Consider the following 20,153-nt stretch of genomic DNA (forward strand, 5'->3'; position numbering starts at 1 on the left):
CGCCTCAGGCGTCGAGGTCGGTCTCGAGGAGGGCCTTGAGCTCGGCCAGGGCGGCGTCAGCGCCGTCGGCATCCGAGGCCAGGGTGACGACATCGCCGAAACCGGCGCCAAGGGTCATGACGCCGAGGATGGAGGAGGCGTCGACCGGCGCACCGCCCTCCTTGGCGATGGTGACGGGGACGCCCTTCTCGGCGACGGCCTTGACGAAGGTGGCGGCGGGACGGGCGTGAAGACCGACCTTGGAGGCGATGGTGGCGGTGACCTGAGCCATAGTGGTGCTCCTTAGGATGAGGGACAGGCGCGCGGGCGCAGCGTCCTGATGGTGTGCAGCGATCCCGCTGAACGTGTCACAGCCTATCCGTTTTGCTCCTCCGCGGCATGTCTCTCGTGGGATCAGTCACGGATGGCATGTAGGGGGCGACGACGATCTGGGCGCGCTGAAGCTCCTTGACGTCGCCATAGCCGGTGGTGGCCAGGGTGCGCCGCAGGGCGCCCATGATGTTGAGCGTGCCATCGGCGCGGTCCGAGGGGCCGTTGAGGATCTCCTCGAGGGTTCCCACGGTGCCCACATGCGTGCGGTAGCCGCGCGGGAGCCGGTCGTGGTAGGCCTCCGGGCCCCAGTGGTAGCCTCCGCCCGGCGCCTCGGCCGCCCGGGCGAGCGCCGCGCCGAGCATGACGGCATCGGCCCCGCAGGCGATGGCCTTGACGACGTCGCCGGAGTTGCCGACCCCGCCGTCGGCGATGACGTGGACGTAGCGGCCCCCGGACTCGTCCATGTAGTCGCGTCTGGCGGCGGCGACGTCGGCGACTGCGGTGGCCATGGGCATGTGGAGGCCGAGGACCTGGCGGATGGAGGAGGATGCCCCACCTCCCTGGCCCACGAGGACCCCGGCGGCCCCGGTGCGCATGAGGTGGAGGGCCGCCGTGTAGGTGGTCACCCCGCCGACGACGACGGGCACGTCGAGCTCGTAGATGAAGCGCTTGAGGTTGAGCGGCTCCTTGGCGCCGGAGACGTGCTCGGCCGAGACGGTGGAGCCGCGGATGATGAGCAGGTCCACGCCGGCCTCGATGACGGCGCGCCAGTGCTCGAGGGTGCGGTTGGGGCTGAGCCTGCCCGCGACGACGGCGCCGGAGGCTCGCAGCTCCGAGACGCGCTCGGCGATGAGGGCGTGGTCCACGCGCCGCGAGTACACGTCCTGAAGGACGCGCGTGGCCTCCTCGGGAGCGGCGGAGCAGATGCGCGCATAGGCATCGGCCGGGTCCTCGTAACGGGTCCACAGGCCCTCCAGGTCAAGGGTGCCGATGCCTCCCAGGCCGCCGACGGCGATCGCCGTCCGCGGCGCCATCGCGGAGTCCATGGGGGCGGCCATGACGGGCAGGTCGACGTGGTAGGCGTCCAGTTGCCAGCCGACGCGCACATCACGGACGTCCCGGGTGCGCCGGGAGGGGACGAGGGCGATGTCCTCGAAGGAGTAGGCCTGGTGCGCGCGCTTGGAACGCCCGATCTCGATCTCACCGCTCATGGGGTGATGGTAGCGGTGAGCGGTGAGACGGCAGCGGCGGGCGCTGCGAACGAGGTTCGGGCGACCTTTCCTGGCGCGCGCCCTCCCGCAGGTCGAACCACCTATCCGGCACGCATCCCTCCCCCAGTGTGGACCGCCTCGTCACTCCAATGAGGTGGTCCACACGTCAGAAGGTGGTCCGTATTGCGGGAAAGCGGTCCATACCGCGGGAAGCTGATCCGTACCCGGCGCCAGCGGCGCCACCAGCACGGCCGCACGCGCCGCTGGTTACTCCCGCCGCCTCGTGTGCGCCCCGCACCCGATCTACCGCAGGTGCATTAGGAGCCGCCCCCGCACATACCGGATGGCCGGCCTGCCGCCCGACGAGGCCTCCGTGCGCCGCCCCAGCCGCCCCCCCCTACGCATGCCGGGCAGCCGTTCGTGTCCGAAGGCGGTGGCACACTCGGGGCATGAGCCACAGCACTCCTCACCCTCACTCCGCCAGCTCCCCCACCGGGACCGGCAGCCCCTCCCGCACCTGGGCCGACGGACCGCTGCTCGGCTTCGACACGGAGACGACCGGGGTGAGCCCCACCCAGGACCGTCTCGTGACGGCGGCACTCGTCTGGCGCGGCCCGCGGCTGCCGGACGACACCCGCGCTCAGAAGGTGCGCACCTGGCTGGCGGACCCCGGCGTCGAGATCCCCGCCACGGCGGCGGCCGTGCACGGGATCACCACGCAGCGCGCCCGCGCGCAGGGGCGGCCTGCGGCCGAGGTGCTGGAAGAGGTCGCCGGAGCCCTCGCCACGGCGATGGCCCAGGGAACGCCGGTGGTCGCTTTCAATGCCCCCTTCGACCTCACGCTCATGGAGGCCGAGCTGGCCCGTCACGGCCTGTCCACCCTGCGCCAGCGCCTCGGCGGCCAGATCGCCCCGGTGCTGGACCTGCTCGTCCTCGACCGTGCCGTCGACCGCTACCGCAAGGGCAAGCGCCGCCTGGGGGACGTGTGCGCGGTCTACGGCGTGCAGGTGGACGAGGCGCTGCACACGGCGGAGGTGGACGTTGCTGCCACGCTCGACGTCCTCGAGGCGATGGCCCGCGTGCACCCGCGGGTGGCCGGCACGGACCTGGCGGCCCTGCAGGGCCTGCAGGCCGAGGCCCACCGCGCCTGGGCCGAGTCCCTCAACCAGTGGCTCACCCGCCGGGGCCGCACCCCCGACGCCGACCCCTCCTGGCCCCTGGCCAGCACGAGCTGACGGGTCGACCAGGCCCAGCGGCCCGGCCGACCCGTCGCTCCCGACGCCCAGGCAGCTCAGGACGCCTTGGCCAGGGCCTCTTTCCAGGCCATTGCCTTGCCGGTGTGGAGCAGGCCGCGGTCGTAGACGCGCGCGCCCAGGATGATGGCGGCGACCGTGGTGGTGATGAGGAGCACCACGGACACCATCGGCTCCCACCAGGCCACGGAGTCGTCCAGGTACATCCGCACGGGCAGCGCGATGGGCGAGCTGAGAGGGATGTAGCTGAGCACCGTCATGAAGGTCGCGTTCGAGGCGCCGAGGAGAACCCCGAAGTAGGGCAGCATGACCAGCCACATCATTGGCTGCAGGACACTCTGAAGGTCCTCGTTGCGCGACACCAGGGCCGCGCCCGCGGCGAACAGGGAGGCGATCATGACGAAACCGACAATGAACAGCGGGATGAACCACAGCACCGGCCCCACGAGGTCGCCCGCGGGCAGGACCTCGTCATTGATGGCCAAGCCCAGCAGCAGGGCCCCCGCAATGAGGAGGATCTGCACCAGCGCCGCCAAAGAATTGCCCAGGATCTTGCCGGTGAGCAGGGCCCTGGAACTGATGGAGGCCAGCAGGATCTCGACGATGCGCGTCTCCTTCTCCTCCACCACCGACTGCGCGATGGTCATACCGAAGCCCAGGGCGGCGCTCATCCACACCAGGGCGAGGCCCAGCGGCAGCAGGTAGCGGATCGCCGGGTTCGGGGCGTCGGGATCGAGCAGCTCCACCGCCGGGGAGGCCGACAGCCCCTGGATCAGCTTGTTCGGCGGCTCGCTGAGCGCGAGGATCCTCAAGCCCACGGGGTTGTCCGCCTCGGACACGACGGCGGCGTCGGCGCCCTTGTCCAGGACTGCCTGGCGGGCCGCCTCAGCATCGTCCACCGCCAGGACCTCCACATCCGGCAGGCCCTGCAGAACGGCCGTCTCGCTGGGTGGCGCCGCCACGGTGGTCGGCCCGCCGGCGATGAGGTCGCCGATCCGCGGGCCCAGGACCACCATCAGGAGCATGAGCAGCACGGTGATGACGGTGGAGATGATGAAAGCCTTGGACAGGAACCTGGCCGTGATCTCGCGACGCGCGACGACGGCGACGGTGGTCCGGAAACTGGGTCGGGTGCTCACTTGGTCATCTCCTTGTACGTCTCGTGCAGAGAGCGGGTCACGCGGCGGAAGACCGTGACGGTGCCGCGCTGGAGCGCGTCTGCCAGGACCCGGTTGGCGGCGGCGACGTCGGCGGAGCGGAAGCGGACGTAACCGCCGTCGTACTCGACCACCTCAGTGCCGGTGTCTGCCACCCACCCGGTGTCCGAACCGCTCTCCATCTCCCACTCGTTCGTGGTGGCGGCCTCCAGCAGCTCGGTGCGGGTGCCCGCGGCCCGGATCTCGCCGTCGCTGATGATGACGAGCCGGTCGCACAGGCGCTCGACGACGTCGAGCTGATGGGAGGAGAAGAGCACGGGGGCGCCGGCGGCGGCGTACTCGCGCAGCACCTGGACGCAGGCCTCCATGGACTCGGGGTCGAGCCCGGAGAAGGGCTCATCGAGGATGAGGGCCGAGGGCCGGTGTACGAGGGCAGCCGCGATCTGCACGCGCTGCTGGTTGCCCAGGGACAGGGACTCCAGGGTGTCGGTCGGCTCGCCCTTGAGCTGGAGGCGCTCGAGCAGCTCCAGGGCGTGGCTGCGGGCATCCGCGGCCTCCAGCCCGTGCAGGCGCGCGAGGTAGACGAGCTGGTCGATGACCTTCATCTTGGGGTACAGGCCCCGCTCCTCGGGCATGTAGCCGATGGCGGCGCGCTGATCCGCGGTGATGGGCGCCCCGTCGACGAGCACCTGCCCGCTCTGGGCCGCCAGCACACCCAGGATGATGCGCATGGAGGTGGTCTTGCCCGCGCCATTGCCGCCGACGAAGCCGGTCATCACCCGGGGGTGGACATCGAAGGACACGTCTTTGAGGACATGCTTCTCACCGTAATACCGGTGAATGTGACGTACGCTGATCATGGCATCAGGCTAGGTGGGGGCCTGCTCCGCCACCTCCCGCAGCAAGGTGAAAGATCTCCTCCCCCGTGCGGGGGATCAGGCCGCGATGCCGTGCTTGAAGGCCCAGATGACGGCGGCCACCCGGTCGCGCAGGCCGAGCTTGGCCAGGATGTTGGACACGTGCGTCTTGACGGTCTCGGTGCTCACGTACAGCTCGGCCGCGATCTCCGCGTTGGTCATCCCTCGGGCCAGGCACCGCAGCGTGTCAACCTCCCGCTGCGTCAGCTCCGACGGCGTCTGCGCGCCCCGGCCCGCACCCGCGCCCTGGGTGCCGGCGTAGCGGGTGAGAACCCGGCGGGTGACCTCGGGCATGAGCAGGGCGTCACCGCGCCCCAGCACCTGCACGGCCTCGATGAGCTTCTCCGCCTCGGCCGTCTTGAGCAGGAAGCCGCTGGCCCCGGCGTCCAGGGTCTCGAAGAGGAAGTCGTCACGGTCGAAGGTGGTGAGGATGAGCACGGCGGCCCGGCAGCCGCGTGCGACGAGCTCGCGGGTGGCGGCAATGCCGTCCATCACCGGCATTTGCACGTCCATGCAGATGACGTCAGGCTCCAGCCGCATCGCCCGCTCCAGAGCCTCGGCCCCGTTGGCCGCCTCCCCCACGACCTCCAGGCCCGGCTCGCTGTCCAGGATGGTGCGGAAGCCGGCCCGGATGAGCATCTGGTCGTCCACGAGCAGCACCCGGGTCACAGGGCCGCTCCCACCGGGCTCTGGGTTTCTCCCACCGGGATCCGGGCGCGCACGCGGAATCCGCCGCGGGGCTTGGCGCCCGCCTCCAGGGTGCCGCCGACGGCGATGACCCGCTCACGCATGCCCACCAGGCCTGTGCCGGTGCCGGGCACGGGGGTGGGACCGCCGCAACCGTCGTCGGACACCTCCAGCTCCACGAGGTCGGGATGCACCCGCAGGCGCACCGCCACACTGGCCCCGGGGCCCGCGTGCTTGGCCGCGTTGGTCAGACCCTCCTGCGCCACCCGGTACAGGACCAGCCCGATGACGGGGTTGACCTGCACCTCGCCGCCGATCTGCTCGAAGGTGGTGCGGGTGCCGGCCTGGCGGGACTGCTCCACCAGGTCCGGGATGTCGTCCACGGTGGGTGCTGCGTCCTCATGGTCGTCGCTGCGCAGGGTGAGCACCAGGGTGCGCAGCTCGGCCACGGCCTGGCGGGCGGCGGACTCGATCTGCTTGAGAGAGCCGACCGCCTGGTGGGGCGCGTGCGCCTGGGGGCTGCGTTCCAGCAGGCGTCTGGCCGCTGCGGCCTGGACGGACATGGTGGTGACATGGTGGGCGACGACGTCGTGCAGCTCGCGAGCGATGCGCAGCCGCTCCTGCCCGACGGCGGCGTCCACGAGCTCGGCGCGCAGCTCGCGGATGTCCGCATAGGCGTTCTCGAGCTCGGCGAGCGCCACGGCCCGCGCCCACTCACGGTTGCCGAAGTACCAGGCACCGGTGAAGAAGGCGACGTTGATGAATAGCTGGTACACCACGACCGCCAGGAGCGAGCGGACGGTGAAGGCCTCCGTCGAGCCCACGGCCTCGAAGTACAGCCAGACGCCAGCGGCTGCCAACCACACCCCCATGCCCACGCAGATGATCACGCGCACGCGCGTGGCCCACTGACGCTGCGCGGACCAGGCGCCGATGGAGAAGAAGGACATGAACAGCAGCACCTGAGAGGTGTTGTGTTCGAATCCTGTGAGGTAGCTGAGCACCCCGTAGGTCAGTGCGTGGATCAGCCCGACGCACAGCGGCCACCGCCGACGCCAGATGAGCGGCACCGCCAGCAGCACGCTGCCCATCACCTGCAGGTGCATCTCCTGCTTGAAGAAGCCGGTCCCGCCCGTGAGGGACAGCCAGGACATCAGGGCCCCGAGCAGCGCCAGCCCGGCGGCGGAGATCGCGTCGGTGCGCAGGTAGCTGGCGGGCAGTGGCCGGACGAGGGCAGCAGGGCACTGCCGCCCGTCCAGGGCGTCGGCATCACCCGGGGCCCCGGCATCGCCCGTCGGCAGCGTGGTCATCCGCGGCCCGAGTAGTTCGGGGCCTCGGCGGTCATCATGACGTCGTGCGGGTGGGACTCCTTGAGGCCCGCCGCCGTGATCCTCACGAACTGGCCGTTGGCCTTGAGCTCACCGATCGTGCGGGCGCCCACGTAGAACATCGACTGGTGGAGGCCCCCCACCAGCTGGTAGACGACGTCCGCCAGCGAGCCGGAGTAGGGCACCTGGCCCTCGATGCCCTCGGGGACGATCTTGGAGTCCGAGGAGACGTCGGCCTGGAAGTAGCGGTCCTTGGAGTAGGAGCGGCGCCCGCGCGAGCTCATGGCGCCGAGCGAACCCATGCCCCGGTAGCGCTTCCACTGCTTGCCGTTGACGAAGACGAGGTCCCCCGGGGACTCGGTGCATCCGGCGAGCAGCGAGCCGAGCATGACCGTGTCCGCACCGGCCACGAGCGCCTTGGCGATGTCGCCCGAGTACTGCAGGCCGCCGTCGGCGATGAGCGGGATGCCCGCGGGGCCGCAGGCGCGCGCGGCCTCGTAGACGGCGGTCACCTGCGGGACGCCGACGCCCGCCACCACGCGGGTGGTGCAGATCGAGCCCGGGCCCACGCCGACCTTGACAGCGTCGACCCCGGCATCGATGAGTGCCTGGGCGCCCTCGCGTGTGGCCACATTGCCGCCGATGACCTCAACGTGGGAGAAGGCCGGGTCGGACTTGAGGCGCGAGATCATCTCCAGGGCCAGGCGCGCCCCGCCGTTGGCGGTGTCGACGACGAGCACATCCACGCCGGCCTCGGCCAGAGCGGTGGCCCGCTCCCACGTGTCGCCCCAGTAGCCGACGGCGGCTCCGACGACGAGGCGGCCCTCGGTGTCCTTCGTGGCGTTGGGGTACTGCTCGGTCTTGACGAAGTCCTTGACGGTGATGAGGCCGGTGAGGCGCCCGGCGTCGTCGATCAGGGGGAGCTTCTCGATGCGGTGCTCGGCGAGCAGGGCCTTGGCGTCCTCGCGGCAGATCCCCGTGCGTCCAGTGACGAGGCGCTCGCGCGGGGTCATGCAGTCGCGCACGCGCAGCTCGGCCCATGCCTCGGTGGGCACGAAGCGCAGGTCGCGGTTGGTGATGATGCCCAGGAGGTTGCCGGCGTCGTCGACGACGGGCAGGCCCGAGACCTTGTAGTGGCCGCACAGCTCGTCGAGCTGTGCGATGGTGGCGTCGGGGGCGATCGTCACGGGGTCGGAGACCATGCCGGACTCCGAGCGCTTGACCCGGCGCACCTGGTCGGCCTGCTCCTCGATGGACAGGTTGCGGTGGAGGATGCCCATGCCGCCCTGCCGGGCCATGGCGATGGCCATCTCCGACTCGGTGACGGTGTCCATGGCGGCGCTGAGCAGCGGCGTTGACAGGGTGATCCCGCGGGTCAGGCGGGAGGTCGTATCGACCTCCGAGGGGATGACGTCGGTCAGCCTGGGCAGGAGGAGGACGTCGTCGTAGGTCAGTCCGGTGGGGGCGTAGATATCGGGGCTGGTGATCGAGTCGCTCACGGTCGCATCGTAGGTCGGCGGCGGGGCCGGGCGCATCCCAGGTCCGCCTGCCGCGATGAGGGCCGCTCACCGGGCGGCCGGGGCCGGTCCCAGGCGCCGCAAGTCGGGCCCGGTGCCCGAGGCGCGCGGATCCCCCGGCGGCCGAGACGGCCCCTCCGGGGGATCCGAGGTGCGGGCCGAGCCCGCGGGAGTCACTTCGTGACGATCGCGAGGACGTCGCGGGCGGAGAGAATGAGGTACTCCTCGCCGTCGTACTTGACCTCGGTGCCGCCGTACTTGGAGTAGATGACGATGTCGCCCTCGGCGACATCGACCGGGACGCGGTTGCCCTTGTCGTCGACGCGGCCGGGGCCCACGGCCATGACCTTGCCCTCCTGCGGCTTCTCCTGGGCGGTGCCCGGCAGGACGATGCCGGAGGCGGTGACCTGCTCGGCCTCGACCGTCTGGACGACGATCCGGTCCTCGAGCGGCTTGATGGAGATCGACATTGCGGACCTCCCCTTCTCGCTAGTGGGTGGATGACATTGTCTGCCGCGCTCGATGCGCGCTGTACCGCCGTCGCGGGGGCCGGCAAGCGCTCCCGAGTGCGAGCCGCGGGGCCGGTGGGCCCCGTGCCGAGAACGAATCTACGTCCGCGATTAGCACTCAGTCAACGCGAGTGCCAAGCGTTCGCGGGGCTTTCGCCGATGGCGTGGCCGGGCCCGCCGGCCCCGGCGCTCCTGACAGGCCTGGCGGGCCCATCGGGGCCGGCCGATCGGGATGGCGACGGGGAGCACGGGGCGCATGCCATGATCGGGGGGATGACTGACTCCCAGCGCGACGTCGCCACGACTGAGCCCACCCAGCCCGATCCCGCCTCCCCCTCCGACCCCGCGGCGCTGGCCCTCATGCCCCTGCTCACCCCGGAGGGCTGGGCACTGCTCGGCTCGCTGCCCCCATACGACGAGGCCGAAGCGCTCCGTCTCGCCGAGTCCCTGCGCGAGGAGGGCCACTCCCCCGGACTCGTGGCGGCGGCGCTGTCCCAGCAGCGCCTCCGGGCTCGGGCGGAGGCCAAGTTCGGCCCCTTCGCCGCCACCATGCTCTTCACCCCCGACGGGCTGGAGCAGGCCACGCGCCTGGCCGTCGCCGCCAGACACGCCGCCCGCTACGCGGCGGCCGGGGCGGGCAGAGTCGCGGACCTCGGATGCGGCATCGGCGGGGACGCCATGGCCCTGGCGGGACTGGGACTCGATGTGCTCGCCGTCGAGCGCGACGAGGCGACGGCGGCGCTCGCCACGGTCAACCTCATGCCCTTCGACCGGGCGCGGGTGCGCTGCGCCGACGCCCTGGGGATCGACCTCGGGGCCGAGGGCGTCGACGCCGTCTTCGCCGATCCCGCCCGGCGCGCCGGCGGGCGCCGCATCAAGGACCCCGAGCAGTGGTCTCCCGCGCTGTCCGAATTGCTGGCCATGCGCCGGGCGGTGCCCGCCCTCGGGCTCAAGGTGGCGCCGGGCCTCGACCACTGCGCGATCCCCGAGGACGCCCACGCGCAGTGGGTGAGTGTGGATGGCGCCGTCGTCGAGGCCGGCCTGTGGTTCGGGCCGCTCGCGCCGGAGGGCCCGGGGCGCTCGGCCCTGTGCCTGCGCACCGAAGGGCCTGGAGGGACCGATGAGGAGGCCGGGGCGGCCGGCGCGGTGAGCGCGGCGGTGCTGGCCGACGAGAGCGGCGCGGCGCCGTCGTCGGAGCCGGAGCAGGCCGAGCCCATCGGGGGCATCGACGACCTGGGAGAGCTCATCATCGAGCCCGATGGCGCCGTCATCCGGGCGGGGCTGGTGGCGCGGGTGGCGCGCGACTCGGGAGCCCGGCCCGTGGGCTCGCGCATCGCCTACCTGACGGCCAACGAGGCGCCGGGCGCGGAGTTGAGGCCCTTCGTGCGCGCATGGCGAATCGTCGAGATCCTGCCGCTGCATGTGAAGTCCCTCAGGGCGCGGGTGCGCGAGCGGGGGATCACCCGTCTGGAGATCCACAAGCGCGGCGTGGATGTGTCTCCCGATCAGCTCAGGGCGGCGCTGCACCTGCGCGGGGGCAAGGCGGGGGACGGCGAGACCTGGCTGCTCACTCGCATCGGGCCCCGGATCGGCAAGGGCCCCAAAGGCGCAGTCCTTGTCGTCACCCCACTCCAATAACCGCCAATTATCGCCGAGACCGGTCGAAAATAGGAGCGAGACCGGTCGGCCGACCGGTCTCGCTCCTATTTTCGACCGGTCTCGCTCATAGGGGGAGGTGATTGGTGGGGAGGGTCAGCGGCTGCGAGCGACGATAGTGTCGAGGGGCATGCCGGAGTCGGGCGCGAAGTCCAGGGGCGAGGGCTCGACTCCGGCGCGCATCGCGGCCGCCCCCAGGGCGGCGATCTGGGCGCCGTTGTCCGTGCAGTAGCGCAGCGGCGGGATACGCAGGGCGATGCCCGCCGCCTCGCAGCGCTCGGCCGCGAGTTCCCGCAGCCGCGAGTTCGCGGAGAAGCCTCCGCCGATGACGAGGGTCCGGCAACCGGTGTCGAGGCAGGCGGCCACGGCCTTGGCGGTCAGTGAGTCGTTGATGGCCTCGGAGAAGGCGGCGCAGATGTCATCCACCGGCACCTCCCGCCCGCCACCCTCCAGGGACTCCACGTAGCGGGCCACGGCCGTCTTGAGGCCGGAGAAGGAGAAGTCGTAGCGGTGGCGCTCGCGGTCCTTCGCGGCGGCCAGCCCCCTGGGGAAGCGGATCGCCTCGCGGTCGCCGGCCCGGGAGCGGCGATCCACATGCGGCCCGCCGGGGTAGGGCAGCCCGAGGAGGCGGCCGACCTTGTCGAAGGCCTCTCCCGCGGCGTCGTCGAGGGTGCCGCCGAGCTCGACGACATCGGTGGCGATATCGCGGATGCTCAGGATGCTCGAGTGCCCGCCGGAGACGATGAGCCCGATGAAGCGGTCGGGCAGGGGCCCGTCGACGAGCTCGTCGACGGCGAGGTGGCCGATGACGTGGTTGACGCCGTAGACGGGCTTGCCCAGGGACGCTGCCAGGGCCTTGGCCGCGGAGATGCCCACGGTGAGCGAGCCGATGAGGCCGGGGCCCGCGCACACGGCGATGGCGTCGATCTCCTCCAGGCCCACTCCGGCCCGCTCCAGGGCGGCGTCGAGGGTGGGGACGAAGGCCTCCAGGTGGGCGCGGGAGGCGATCTCTGGGATGATCCCGCCGAAGCGGGCGTACTCATCCATGGATGTGGCGGTGACATCGCCGAGCAGCTCGCGGCCGCGGACGAGGGCCACGCCGGTCTCATCGCAGGTGGACTCGATGCCGAGGATCAAGGGGGCGCTCACGGCGCTCAGCCTAGCCCCTGCCCGGCGGGCGCCCGCACCGCGCCATCGCCCCGCGCGGGCACTGCCGGGCCGTCGTCATGGCGATGCGGGGCGCGGTTCTCGAAAGCGCCGCCGAGTCTCCTCGAACGGGCGCTGCGAGAACCGCGCCCCGCTGGTCAGCGCGGGCTCCAGTGCGCCTCCGGGCGTCAGCGAGCCCGCGGGCCTCAGCGCTGCCTAGTGAGCCTTCTGCCCCTTCCACAGCGCGTGGCCGAGGTCGCGGTTGAGCCGTGAGATGACCTCGATCGGCACGGACTTGGGGCACACGGCGGCGCACTCGCCGATGTTCGTGCAGCCGCCGAAGCCCTCGGCGTCGTGCTGGTTGAGCATGGAGACCACGCGGGCGAGGCGCTCGGGCTGACCCTGCGGGAGCAGGCCCAAGTGGGAGATCTTCGCGCCGGTGAACAGCATGGCGGAGGCATTCGGGCAGGCGGCGACGCAGGCGCCGCAGCCGATGCAGGCCGCGGCCTCGAAGGCGGCGTCGGCCTTCTCCTTCTGGACCGGCACGGAGTGGGCCTCGGGGGCGCCTCCGGTGTTGACCGAGATGTAGCCGCCGGCCTGGACGATGCGGTCGAGGGCGGAGCGATCCACCATGAGGTCCTTGAGGATCGGGAAGCCCGTCGAGCGCCAGGGCTCGATGGTGATCGTGGAGCCGTCCTTGAAGGAGGGGTCCTCGGCGAGGTGGCGCATGTGCAGCTGGCAGGTGGTGGAGCGGATGGGCCCGTGGGCCTGCCCGTTGATGACGACGCCGCACTGGCCGCAGATGCCCTCACGGCAGTCGGAGTCGAAGGCGACGGGGTCCTTGCCCTCGGCGAAAAGCTGCTCGTTGAGCAGGTCGAGGACCTCGAGGAAGCTCATGTGCTCCTCGACGCCGGTCATCGAGTACTCCTCGAAGTGGCCCTTGGCGCTCGCGTTCTTCTGGCGCCAGATCTTCAGCTTGATGTTCACTTGTAACTCCGCTGCTTGAGCTCGATGTCCTTGTAGATGAGGTCCTCCTTGTGGAGGATCGGGGGCTGGTTCTCGCCGCCCCACTCCCATGCGGCGACGTAGAGGAACTCGTCGTCATGGCGCAGCGCCTCGCCCTCGGGGGTCTGGGACTCGGCCCGGAAGTGCCCGCCGCAGGACTCCCGGCGGTGGAGGGCATCGATGCACATGAGCTCGGCGAGCTCGAAGAAGTCGAGCAGGCGCCCTGCCTTCTCCAGGGCCTGGTTGACCTCCATGGCCTCGCCGGTGACGCGGCCGTCCCTCCAGAACTCCTCCTTGAGGGCGCGGATCTGCTTGATGGCCTCGCGCAGTCCGGCGTCGCGGCGCTCCATGCCGCAGTACTCCCACATGATGCGGCCCAGGGCCATGTGGAAGTCGTCCACGCTGCGGGTGCCGCGCAGGGCCATGAGGCGGTTGATGCGGTCCTCGACGGCGGCCTTGGCCTCGGCGATCTCGGGGGCGCTCGGGTCGACCTTGCCCAGGCGAAGCATGTCGGCCAGGTAGTCGTTCATGGTGTCGGGCAGGACGAAGTAGCCATCGGCCAGGCCCTGCATGAGGGCCGAGGCGCCCAGGCGGTTGGCCCCGTGGTCGGAGAAGTTGGCCTCCCCGCCGACGTAGAGGCCCGGGATGTTGGACTCCAGGTCGTAGTCGACCCACAGCCCGCCCATCGTGTAGTGGACGGCGGGGTAGATGCGCATCGGGACCTCATAGGGGTCGTCGCCGGTGATGCGCTGGTACATCTCGAACAGGTTGCCGTAGCGGGCGGAGACGGCGTCCTTACCCAGGCGGCCGATGGCCTCGGAGAAGTCGAGGTAGACGCCCCGGCGCATCATGCGCTCGGTGCCGTCAGCGGCCTTCTCCTTGATGGCGGGGCCGACGCCGCGGCCCTCGTCGCACATGTTCTTGGCCTGGCGCGAGGCGATGTCGCGGGGCACGAGGTTGCCGAAGGCCGGGTAGATGCGCTCGAGGTAGTAGTCGCGGTCCTCCTCGGGGATCTGGCGCGGGTCCTTGTCGCAGTCCTCGGCGCGCTTGGGCACCCAGATGCGCCCGTCGTTGCGCAGTGATTCGCTCATGAGGGTGAGCTTGGACTGGAAGTCGCCGGACTGCGGGATGCAGGTCGGGTGGATCTGCGTGTAGCAGGGGTTGGCGAAGTAGGCGCCCTTGCGGTGCGCGCGCCAGATGGCGGTGGCGTTGCAGCCCATGGCGTTGGTGGACAGGAAGAAGACGTTCCCGTACCCGCCGGTGGCCAGTACGACGGCGTCGGCCAGGTGAGTGGAGATCTCGCCGGTGACCATGTCGCGGGCGACGATGCCGCGGGCCCGGCCGTCCACGATGATGAGCTCGACCATCTCGTGGCGGCGGAACTCCTTGACCGTCCCGGCGTGCACCTGGCGCTCCAGGGCCTGGTAGGCGCCGATGAGGAGCTGCTGGCCGGTCTGGCCGCGGGCGTAGAAGGTGCGGGAGACCTGGACGCCGCCGAAGGAGCGGTTGTCGAGCAGGCCGCCGTACTCGCGGGCGAAGGGGACGCCCTGGGCGACACACTGGTCGATGATGTTGGCGCTGACCTCGGCGAGCCGGTAGACGTTGTCCTCGCGGGCGCGGTAGTCGCCGCCCTTGACGGTGTCGTAGAAGAGCCGGTAGACGGAGTCACCGTCGTTGCGGTAGTTCTTCGCGGCGTTGATGCCGCCCTGGGCCGCGATGGAGTGCGCACGGCGGGCGGAGTCCTGGTAGAAGAAGACCTGGACGTTGTAGCCCTGCTCGCCGAGCGAGGCCGCCGCCGCGCCACCGGCCAGGCCGGAGCCGACGACGATGATGTCGAGCTTGCGGCGGTTGGCGGGGTTGACGAGCTTGGCGTTGAACTTGCGCTGCTCCCAGCGCTGCGCGATCGGGACGTCGTGCGGGGCCTTGGTGTCGGCGATCTTGTCGCCCTCGTAGTAGAGGCCGTCGACGAGCGGCGCCGTCGGGGTAGGGGTCGATGCGGTGGTGTTGGTCATGTTCTTTCACTTACCCATCCAGTTGATGCCCGCGTTCGCGGCCTCGACGGCGTACGTCGCGGCGTCCATGGGCTCAGGGGTGAGGCCCAGGAGGATCGCCGTGGGCACGCACATGAAGGCGAAGAAGAGTCCGAAGGCGACGATGAACGCGATGAGGCGGACGAAGGGGATGACGCTGCCGCGGATCGCCCCGAGGGTCTGCAGGGCGGACCACACGCCGTGCCACACGTGCAGGCACAGGGCGACCAGCGCCACCGCGTAGATCAGCCAGACCCACCACAGCTGGAAGCCGTAGTACATGTTCATGTAGGCGCGGCCGTGCTCGTAGCGTCCACCGGGCGTCAGGTGAAGGGTGGTGAACTGCAGGATGTGCCAGATGATGAACAGCAGGAGGATGACGCCGCCCCAGCGCATGGTGCGCATGGCGTAGCGGGAGGCGAAGTACTCCGCGTTGGACTTCTTCACCGCGTAGGGGTCGTTGCCTCGGGCCTTGACGTTGCGGTGCCACAGGTGGAAGGCGCTTCCAACGTGAGCCAGGAGGCAGAGGGCCAGAACAGCACGGAAGATCCACAGGAACCCGCCGAAGGGGAGGATCGGGACGAGCAGCTCGCGCAGGAAGTACGCGTAGTGATCGTAGGCGATCTCACCCTCGAAGTAGTGGGTGTTGCCGTAGGCGTGGAACAGGACGAAGAGCAGGAACACGATGCCCGAGATCGCCATCATGCGCTTCATGAAGACGGTCGTCGTCAACGCGCTCCGCTTCTTGGAGGGAACAGTCGCTTTGGTCACGTGATGAGCCTACGGATCCACCGGGGCGGATGTTCGGGACCCTTGGACCCAGAACGTCAGATCATCCGCCCGACCGCGTGTTTCCAGGCGAAACTCAGGACGATTCGTCGCCATGGGGCCCCGATCGCCCCGGCGGAGGGGACCCGATCAACGCCGGAGGCGCTCAGCATTTCGTCACGCCCGCATAAAGGAAATAGTGATGGAAATCCTATCTGACGGCGGCCCTGGGCGACGCAGGAGGACGATTCGAGCCGGTCAGACCGCTTCCGAGCCCACGGGGCCGATGCCCGCGGTGCGGTCAGCGCCGCCGGTGGTCTGATGACCGGGCCCGCTGAGCGCCAGGCGCATGACGACGGCGTCCTCGGTGGGGGCGGAGTAGTAGCGGCGGCGCCGACCGACCGGCGTGAAGCCCCGCGAGAGGTAGAGCGCCTGGGCGGCGTCGTTGGAGGCGCGGACCTCGAGCAGGACGGCGCCGCAACCGGCGCCCCGCGCCCGGTCGATCAGGTGGGCGAGCATGGCCCGGGCCAGGCCGAGGCGCCGGGCGCGCGCCGCCGTGGCGATGGTGAGCAGGTCGGCGTCACCCCGGCCGTCCCCGATCCAGAGCCCCGCGTAACCCAGGATCGCGCCCGAGCCGTCGGCGCCGTCGGCGCTTTCCGCGCTATCAGCCCGATCAGCGGCGTCCTCGACGACGATGTAGTGGCGGTCGGCCCCCTGGCCCTGACTGGCGGCGAGCTCGGCGCTCAGCAGCGCCGGGCTCCAGGCCTCGCCCCCGAAGAGCTCGGCCTCGAGGGCGGCGACGGCGTCGAGGTCGCCGGCGCGCATCTCGCGCAGGCGCGCGCCGGTGGGCGTGAGGCGCTCCACGGATCCGGAGAGCATCTGGGCGCGCGGGCTCAGCCCGCGAGGGCGCGCTTGCGGCCGGTCGGCACCTGGGCGTCCGCCAGGCGCAGGTAGAGGGGCTCCGTGGCGAGCTCCTCCCCCCGGGCGAGGCGGGCCAGCGCGATGCGGGCCTGCGCCCGGGCGCTGCCGGAGGCCGGGGCGAGCACGGGGCGGCCGTCGGCGATCTCGGGGTAGAGGACGCAACCCGAGCCGGCGGGAACGGCGGCGGGGCCGAGCTCGGCCAGGCGCTCGGCGGCGGCCAGCGGGGTGGTGACCGCGGGAGCCGTGAGGGGCTCGACGTCGTCGGCGCCCCGGGCGCGGTAGGCCGCGCAATAGACCTCCTTGCGGCGCGCGTCCGTGGCCACGAGGACGGTCGCGGCATCGGCCGCCTCGCACCCGTTCTCGGCGGCGATCTCGTCGAGGGCCTGGCGGGCGACGGCGTCGAGGCTCGGGACTCCGCGCGCGGGGATGGAGCGGGCGCGGGCAAGGGCGCGGGCGGTGACGAGGCCGGCGCGCAGGCCGGTGAAGGGCGCGGGGCCGGTGGCGACGACGACGGCGTCGAGCGGGGCGCCGTCATCGGGGGCCGCGAGGGCGGCGGCGAGCATCGGCCCGAGCGACTCGGCGTGACGCCGGGAGTCCTCCTGCGCCTGGGCCGACAGGATCCTCAGGGCGCGCGGGGCGCCGTCGGCGGGGGCGCCGGGATCGGCGTCGCACAGGAGGAGCTGGGTTCCGAGGGATGAGTCGATGGAGAGGATGCGCACAGGGCGAGCCTATCCCCGCGCCCGTCAGGGCTGCTCGGGCGTCCTGGCCATCTCGGGCGTCTTGGTGGTCTCCGGGGCGCCGTCGTGCTGCTTGGCGGGGGCCCGGTCCGGGCGGACGGGTTCGGCCGCCCTCCACGGCCTGCTCCTGGCAGGGGGCCTCGCGGGGGAGAGGATCCGTCGCTCCCGGCGCACGGTGATGATGATGAGGAGCAGGCCGATGACCACGGCGGCGGCCACCTGCGCCTGCTGGTCCGGACTGAGCGAGGAGTCCTCGGCCTTGCCGATGACCGGGGCGGGGGACGTCGTATGGGAGCGCTGGAGGATGGCCGCGGAGTAGTCGCGCAGGGAGATGGGGCCGGCGAGCACCGCCTGGGCGCCGTGGGAGGCCGCCCGGACCCGACCGCCCGAGACCAGGTACCAGTCGGTGGAGTGCCCGAGGACGATGATCGCGCCCTGGGCGTCCGAGGGGAGCGCCTGGGAGGCGGCGTCGGCGATGGTCCGGGCAGAGGCGGCCTCCACGAGCGCGGCGGCGAGAAGACCGTCCTCGATGGCGGTCCCCTGGGCCGTGGAGGCGGTGACGATGACGGCGATGGCGCCGACGGGGTCGCCGTCGACCAGGACGGGCGCGGCCCAGAGGGCGGCGGCCGGCAGCGGGGCCTCCGGCGCGCTGCCGTCGAGGAAGCCGGTGGACCAGCGGTGGGCCTGGACGGGCTCGCCCAGTGCCGCCCGGCCGTCGGCCGCAGCGAAGCTGGAGGCCAGGGATGGCCCTTGAGCCCGGAGCCAGGCGCGCGCAATGCCATCGTCCCCGGGGGCGGGGTCTGCGGCGGCGTGCGGGTCCAGGACCGTTGAGAGGGACGAGGAGGAGGTGGGGGCCACGGGTGCCGTCGGGCGCACGGGCGGTGCGGGTGATGCGGCGGCCCTGGGGACGATGAGGAGGCGCGAGGCGGCGAGCGGCGCGAGGGCGATGAGCACCGGGAGCGCTGAGAGCGCCAGGAGGCGGAGGACCCCGCGCATCAGCCGACCAGCGCGCCGAGGTCCACGTCGGCCCAGCGCCGCCCGCGAGCCTGAATCGTGATGGCGCGGCACCCGTCGTCGACGCCGTCGAGGTCGAGGACCGGATGGGCTGCGGGATCGACGGGACTGGCGGCGGGATGAGCGGGCGCGCCATGGCCATCATCGGCCGCGCCCCCCGGAGCGGGGAGGCCTCCATGGGGGCGGTCGACGGAGATCTCGAGGCGGTCCTCGGCGAGGCCCTCGACCTTGTCCCGCCCCCACTCGACGAGGGTGACCGAGCGCTCCATGGAGGAGTCGAGGTCGAGGGCATCGACCTCCTCGAGACTGGACAGCCGGTAGGCGTCGACGTGGATGAGGTCCGGGCCGTCCCCGAGGGCGGGGTGGGCGCGGGCGATGATGAAGGTGGGCGAGGAGAGGCGGCCGCGCACATCCATGGCGGCGCCGATCCCCTGGGCGAGGGTGGTCTTGCCCGCGCCGAGCCCGCCGGTGAGGAGCACGAGGTCACCGGCTCGGAGCAGGGCCGCGAGGCGCGCACCGAGGGCGCGGGTGGCCTCCGCATCGGCCGTGCTCACCACGATCTGGCGCGGGCTGTCTGACATCGCGGGTCCTCTCAGCTGGAAATGGCGGATCAGACTCTATCCTCCCAGTCAACTCCCAGATAGATTCGGGGCACGCGCGCGCCGAGACGGGTGACGATCTCATAGTTGATGGTGCCGCATACGGCGGCCCACTCGTCCACCGTCGGGATGCACGCCGGATCAGCGCCATCGCCCCACAGGACGGCGGTGTCACCGGCCCGGGCCGGGGGTTCGCCCCCGGCGGGGCCATCGGCCCGGGCCGCGGGCCCGAGGTCGATGACCACCTGGTCCATGCACACGCGGCCCACGATCCTGGTGCGGATCGGGGGCGGGACGGCGGCGTCGGCACTGACTGATGAGCCGACCGGGGAGGGGATCACCGTGACGGGGGCGCCGGAGGCCGCGCGCGGGATGCCGTCGGCGTAGCCGAGGGGGACCAGGCCGACCCAGCGGCTGGTGGGAGCGGTCCAAGTACCACCGTAGGAGACCGCTTGACCTGCGGGGATGCGCTTGACGAGCGCCAGGGGGGCTTCCAGGCGCATGGTGGGGCGCAGCCCGAGCTCGGCGCTGGTGGCGACGGCCGGGTCGGGTGAGAGCCCGTAGAGCCCGATGCCCGCGCGCACGAGGTCGAGGCGCGCGTCGGGGTGCCAGAGCAGCCCGCCAGTGGCCGCGAGATGGCGGACGACCGGCGCGAGCCCAACCGCGGTGACGCCGGCGTCGGCGGCTCGGAAGCGGGCCAGGTGGTCCTCGGTGGAACCGGAGTCGGGCTCATCGGCGCGCGAGAGGTGGGACCACAGGCCGACGACGGCGAGGCTCCCGGCGCGCTCGGCCCCGACGAGGGCGGAGGCCAGCGCGGGGAGCTCGCCGTCGGTCGTGCCGGCGCGGGACATGCCGGTATCGACCTTGAGGTGGACGCGGGCGGCGCGCCCCTCGGCGTCGGCGGCGGCCGCGATGGCGCGGGCCTGGTCGGGGGTGGACACGGAGAGGTCGAGGTCTGCGGCGATCGCTGCGCGCAGGGGGGAGCCCGGGGCTGCGGCGTCCTCGGGGGTGAGGACGGGGGCGAGCCAGGTGAGGATGCGCGGCGCATCCGGCGTCGGCAGTAAGCGGAGAGCAGGGGCGGGGCGCGCGATGCCCGTGGCGTCGAGGAGGGAGCGCAGGTGGAGGGCCTCGGCGAGCTGGGCGACGCCGAGCCAGGCGGCGCCGGCGCCGAGGCAGGCGCGCGCGACGGGCTCCAGGCCGTGCCCATAGGCATCGGCTTTGACGACAGCCATCCAGGCAGTGCCGGCGGCCCGGGCGAGGACGGCGGCGTTGTGGGCGATGGCGCCGAGGTCGATAACGGCCCGGGAGGTGGTGGCCGGGATCGGCGGTGCAGTGGAAGGTGTTGTCGCGCTCACGCCGCGATTCTCCCACTGACCCGCCCCCGCC

At 71.8% G+C, this 20,153-nt stretch carries 19 protein-coding genes; 2 read left to right on the top strand and 17 right to left on the bottom strand.

The annotated features are described in order from the left end of the window. Positions 1–4 precede the first annotated feature (4 nt). Both B1H50_RS00810 and B1H50_RS00815 read right to left on the bottom strand, forming a co-directional pair. The gene (locus B1H50_RS00810; RefSeq protein ID WP_080461898.1) at positions 5–271 is read right to left on the bottom strand and encodes an HPr family phosphocarrier protein; all 267 of its coding nucleotides are present in this window, start codon (positions 269–271) and stop codon (positions 5–7) included. A gap of 76 nt (positions 272–347) precedes the next feature. Then, positions 348–1,523 carry a GuaB3 family IMP dehydrogenase-related protein gene (locus B1H50_RS00815; RefSeq protein WP_080461899.1) on the bottom strand — a complete coding sequence of 392 codons (1,176 nt, stop codon included), beginning with the start codon at positions 1,521–1,523 and terminating at the stop codon, positions 348–350. Positions 1,524–1,972: 449 nt separating this feature from the next. Here B1H50_RS00815 and B1H50_RS00820 point away from each other — a divergent pair, with 449 nt between their 5' ends. Next, positions 1,973–2,758, top strand: coding sequence for an exonuclease domain-containing protein (locus tag B1H50_RS00820; RefSeq protein WP_080461900.1), 786 nt, complete (start codon positions 1,973–1,975; stop codon positions 2,756–2,758). A 56-nt stretch (positions 2,759–2,814) separates the two neighbouring features. Here B1H50_RS00820 and B1H50_RS00825 read toward each other — a convergent pair whose 3' ends face one another. The 6 genes from B1H50_RS00825 to groES form a co-directional block, all read right to left on the bottom strand. Continuing rightward, complete coding sequence (locus B1H50_RS00825; RefSeq protein WP_080461901.1) at positions 2,815–3,915, bottom strand: ABC transporter permease; 1,101 nt, start codon at positions 3,913–3,915, stop codon at positions 2,815–2,817. Next, the gene (locus tag B1H50_RS00830; RefSeq protein ID WP_080461902.1) at positions 3,912–4,793 is read right to left on the bottom strand and encodes an ABC transporter ATP-binding protein; all 882 of its coding nucleotides are present in this window, start codon (positions 4,791–4,793) and stop codon (positions 3,912–3,914) included. The genes B1H50_RS00825 and B1H50_RS00830 overlap by 4 nt, the downstream gene beginning before the upstream one ends. A gap of 75 nt (positions 4,794–4,868) precedes the next feature. After that, on the bottom strand, positions 4,869–5,519 hold the full coding sequence (locus B1H50_RS00835; RefSeq protein ID WP_080461903.1) for a response regulator: 651 nt from the start codon (positions 5,517–5,519) through the stop codon (positions 4,869–4,871). Then, on the bottom strand, positions 5,516–6,847 hold the full coding sequence (locus B1H50_RS00840; protein WP_080461904.1) for a sensor histidine kinase: 1,332 nt from the start codon (positions 6,845–6,847) through the stop codon (positions 5,516–5,518). Before B1H50_RS00840 ends, B1H50_RS00835 begins: the two co-directional genes overlap by 4 nt. Continuing rightward, positions 6,844–8,400 (bottom strand): IMP dehydrogenase, encoded by a 1,557-nt coding sequence (gene guaB / locus B1H50_RS00845; protein WP_188640683.1) that lies wholly within the window; start codon positions 8,398–8,400, stop codon positions 6,844–6,846. Before guaB ends, B1H50_RS00840 begins: the two co-directional genes overlap by 4 nt. Before the next feature lie 155 nt (positions 8,401–8,555). Next, the gene (gene groES, locus B1H50_RS00850) at positions 8,556–8,852 is read right to left on the bottom strand and encodes a co-chaperone GroES (protein WP_080461905.1); all 297 of its coding nucleotides are present in this window, start codon (positions 8,850–8,852) and stop codon (positions 8,556–8,558) included. 312 nt (positions 8,853–9,164) lie between these two features. On the opposite strand from groES, the gene B1H50_RS00855 reads away from it, so the two are divergent. Beyond that, positions 9,165–10,529 (top strand): class I SAM-dependent methyltransferase, encoded by a 1,365-nt coding sequence (locus tag B1H50_RS00855; RefSeq protein WP_080461906.1) that lies wholly within the window; start codon positions 9,165–9,167, stop codon positions 10,527–10,529. Between the two features lie 114 nt (positions 10,530–10,643). On the opposite strand, the gene tsaD is transcribed toward B1H50_RS00855, so the two are convergent. The 9 genes from tsaD to alr all read right to left on the bottom strand — a co-directional run bounded on the left by tsaD (position 10,644) and on the right by alr (position 20,122). Beyond that, positions 10,644–11,696 (bottom strand): tRNA (adenosine(37)-N6)-threonylcarbamoyltransferase complex transferase subunit TsaD, encoded by a 1,053-nt coding sequence (gene tsaD, locus B1H50_RS00860; protein WP_080461907.1) that lies wholly within the window; start codon positions 11,694–11,696, stop codon positions 10,644–10,646. A gap of 213 nt (positions 11,697–11,909) precedes the next feature. Then, the gene (locus tag B1H50_RS00865; RefSeq protein WP_073451411.1) at positions 11,910–12,680 is read right to left on the bottom strand and encodes a succinate dehydrogenase/fumarate reductase iron-sulfur subunit; all 771 of its coding nucleotides are present in this window, start codon (positions 12,678–12,680) and stop codon (positions 11,910–11,912) included. After that, complete coding sequence (locus B1H50_RS00870; protein WP_080461908.1) at positions 12,677–14,710, bottom strand: fumarate reductase/succinate dehydrogenase flavoprotein subunit; 2,034 nt, start codon at positions 14,708–14,710, stop codon at positions 12,677–12,679. The genes B1H50_RS00865 and B1H50_RS00870 overlap by 4 nt, the downstream gene beginning before the upstream one ends. Positions 14,711–14,716: 6 nt before the next feature. After that, positions 14,717–15,442: a succinate dehydrogenase cytochrome b subunit gene (locus B1H50_RS00875; protein WP_188640699.1), complete on the bottom strand. Its 726-nt coding sequence runs from the start codon at positions 15,440–15,442 to the stop codon at positions 14,717–14,719. Positions 15,443–15,754: 312 nt separating this feature from the next. Then, a complete protein-coding gene (locus B1H50_RS00880; protein WP_080461910.1) occupies positions 15,755–16,375 on the bottom strand; it encodes a GNAT family N-acetyltransferase in 621 nt (206 codons plus the stop codon). 14 nt (positions 16,376–16,389) lie between these two features. Then, positions 16,390–17,136, bottom strand: a complete 747-nt coding sequence (tsaB, locus tag B1H50_RS00885; protein WP_080461911.1) for a tRNA (adenosine(37)-N6)-threonylcarbamoyltransferase complex dimerization subunit type 1 TsaB — start codon at positions 17,134–17,136, stop codon at positions 16,390–16,392. Between the two features lie 24 nt (positions 17,137–17,160). Then, positions 17,161–18,150, bottom strand: coding sequence for a hypothetical protein (locus B1H50_RS00890; RefSeq protein WP_080461912.1), 990 nt, complete (start codon positions 18,148–18,150; stop codon positions 17,161–17,163). Then, positions 18,150–18,749: a tRNA (adenosine(37)-N6)-threonylcarbamoyltransferase complex ATPase subunit type 1 TsaE gene (gene tsaE, locus B1H50_RS00895; protein ID WP_080461913.1), complete on the bottom strand. Its 600-nt coding sequence runs from the start codon at positions 18,747–18,749 to the stop codon at positions 18,150–18,152. The genes B1H50_RS00890 and tsaE overlap by 1 nt, the downstream gene beginning before the upstream one ends. Positions 18,750–18,778: 29 nt before the next feature. Next, positions 18,779–20,122: an alanine racemase gene (gene alr, locus B1H50_RS00900; RefSeq protein WP_080461914.1), complete on the bottom strand. Its 1,344-nt coding sequence runs from the start codon at positions 20,120–20,122 to the stop codon at positions 18,779–18,781. Positions 20,123–20,153 lie beyond the last annotated feature (31 nt).

The sequence above is a fragment of the Actinomyces gaoshouyii genome, assembly GCF_002072175.1.
Classification (GTDB): Bacteria; Actinomycetota; Actinomycetes; order Actinomycetales; family Actinomycetaceae; genus Actinomyces; species Actinomyces gaoshouyii.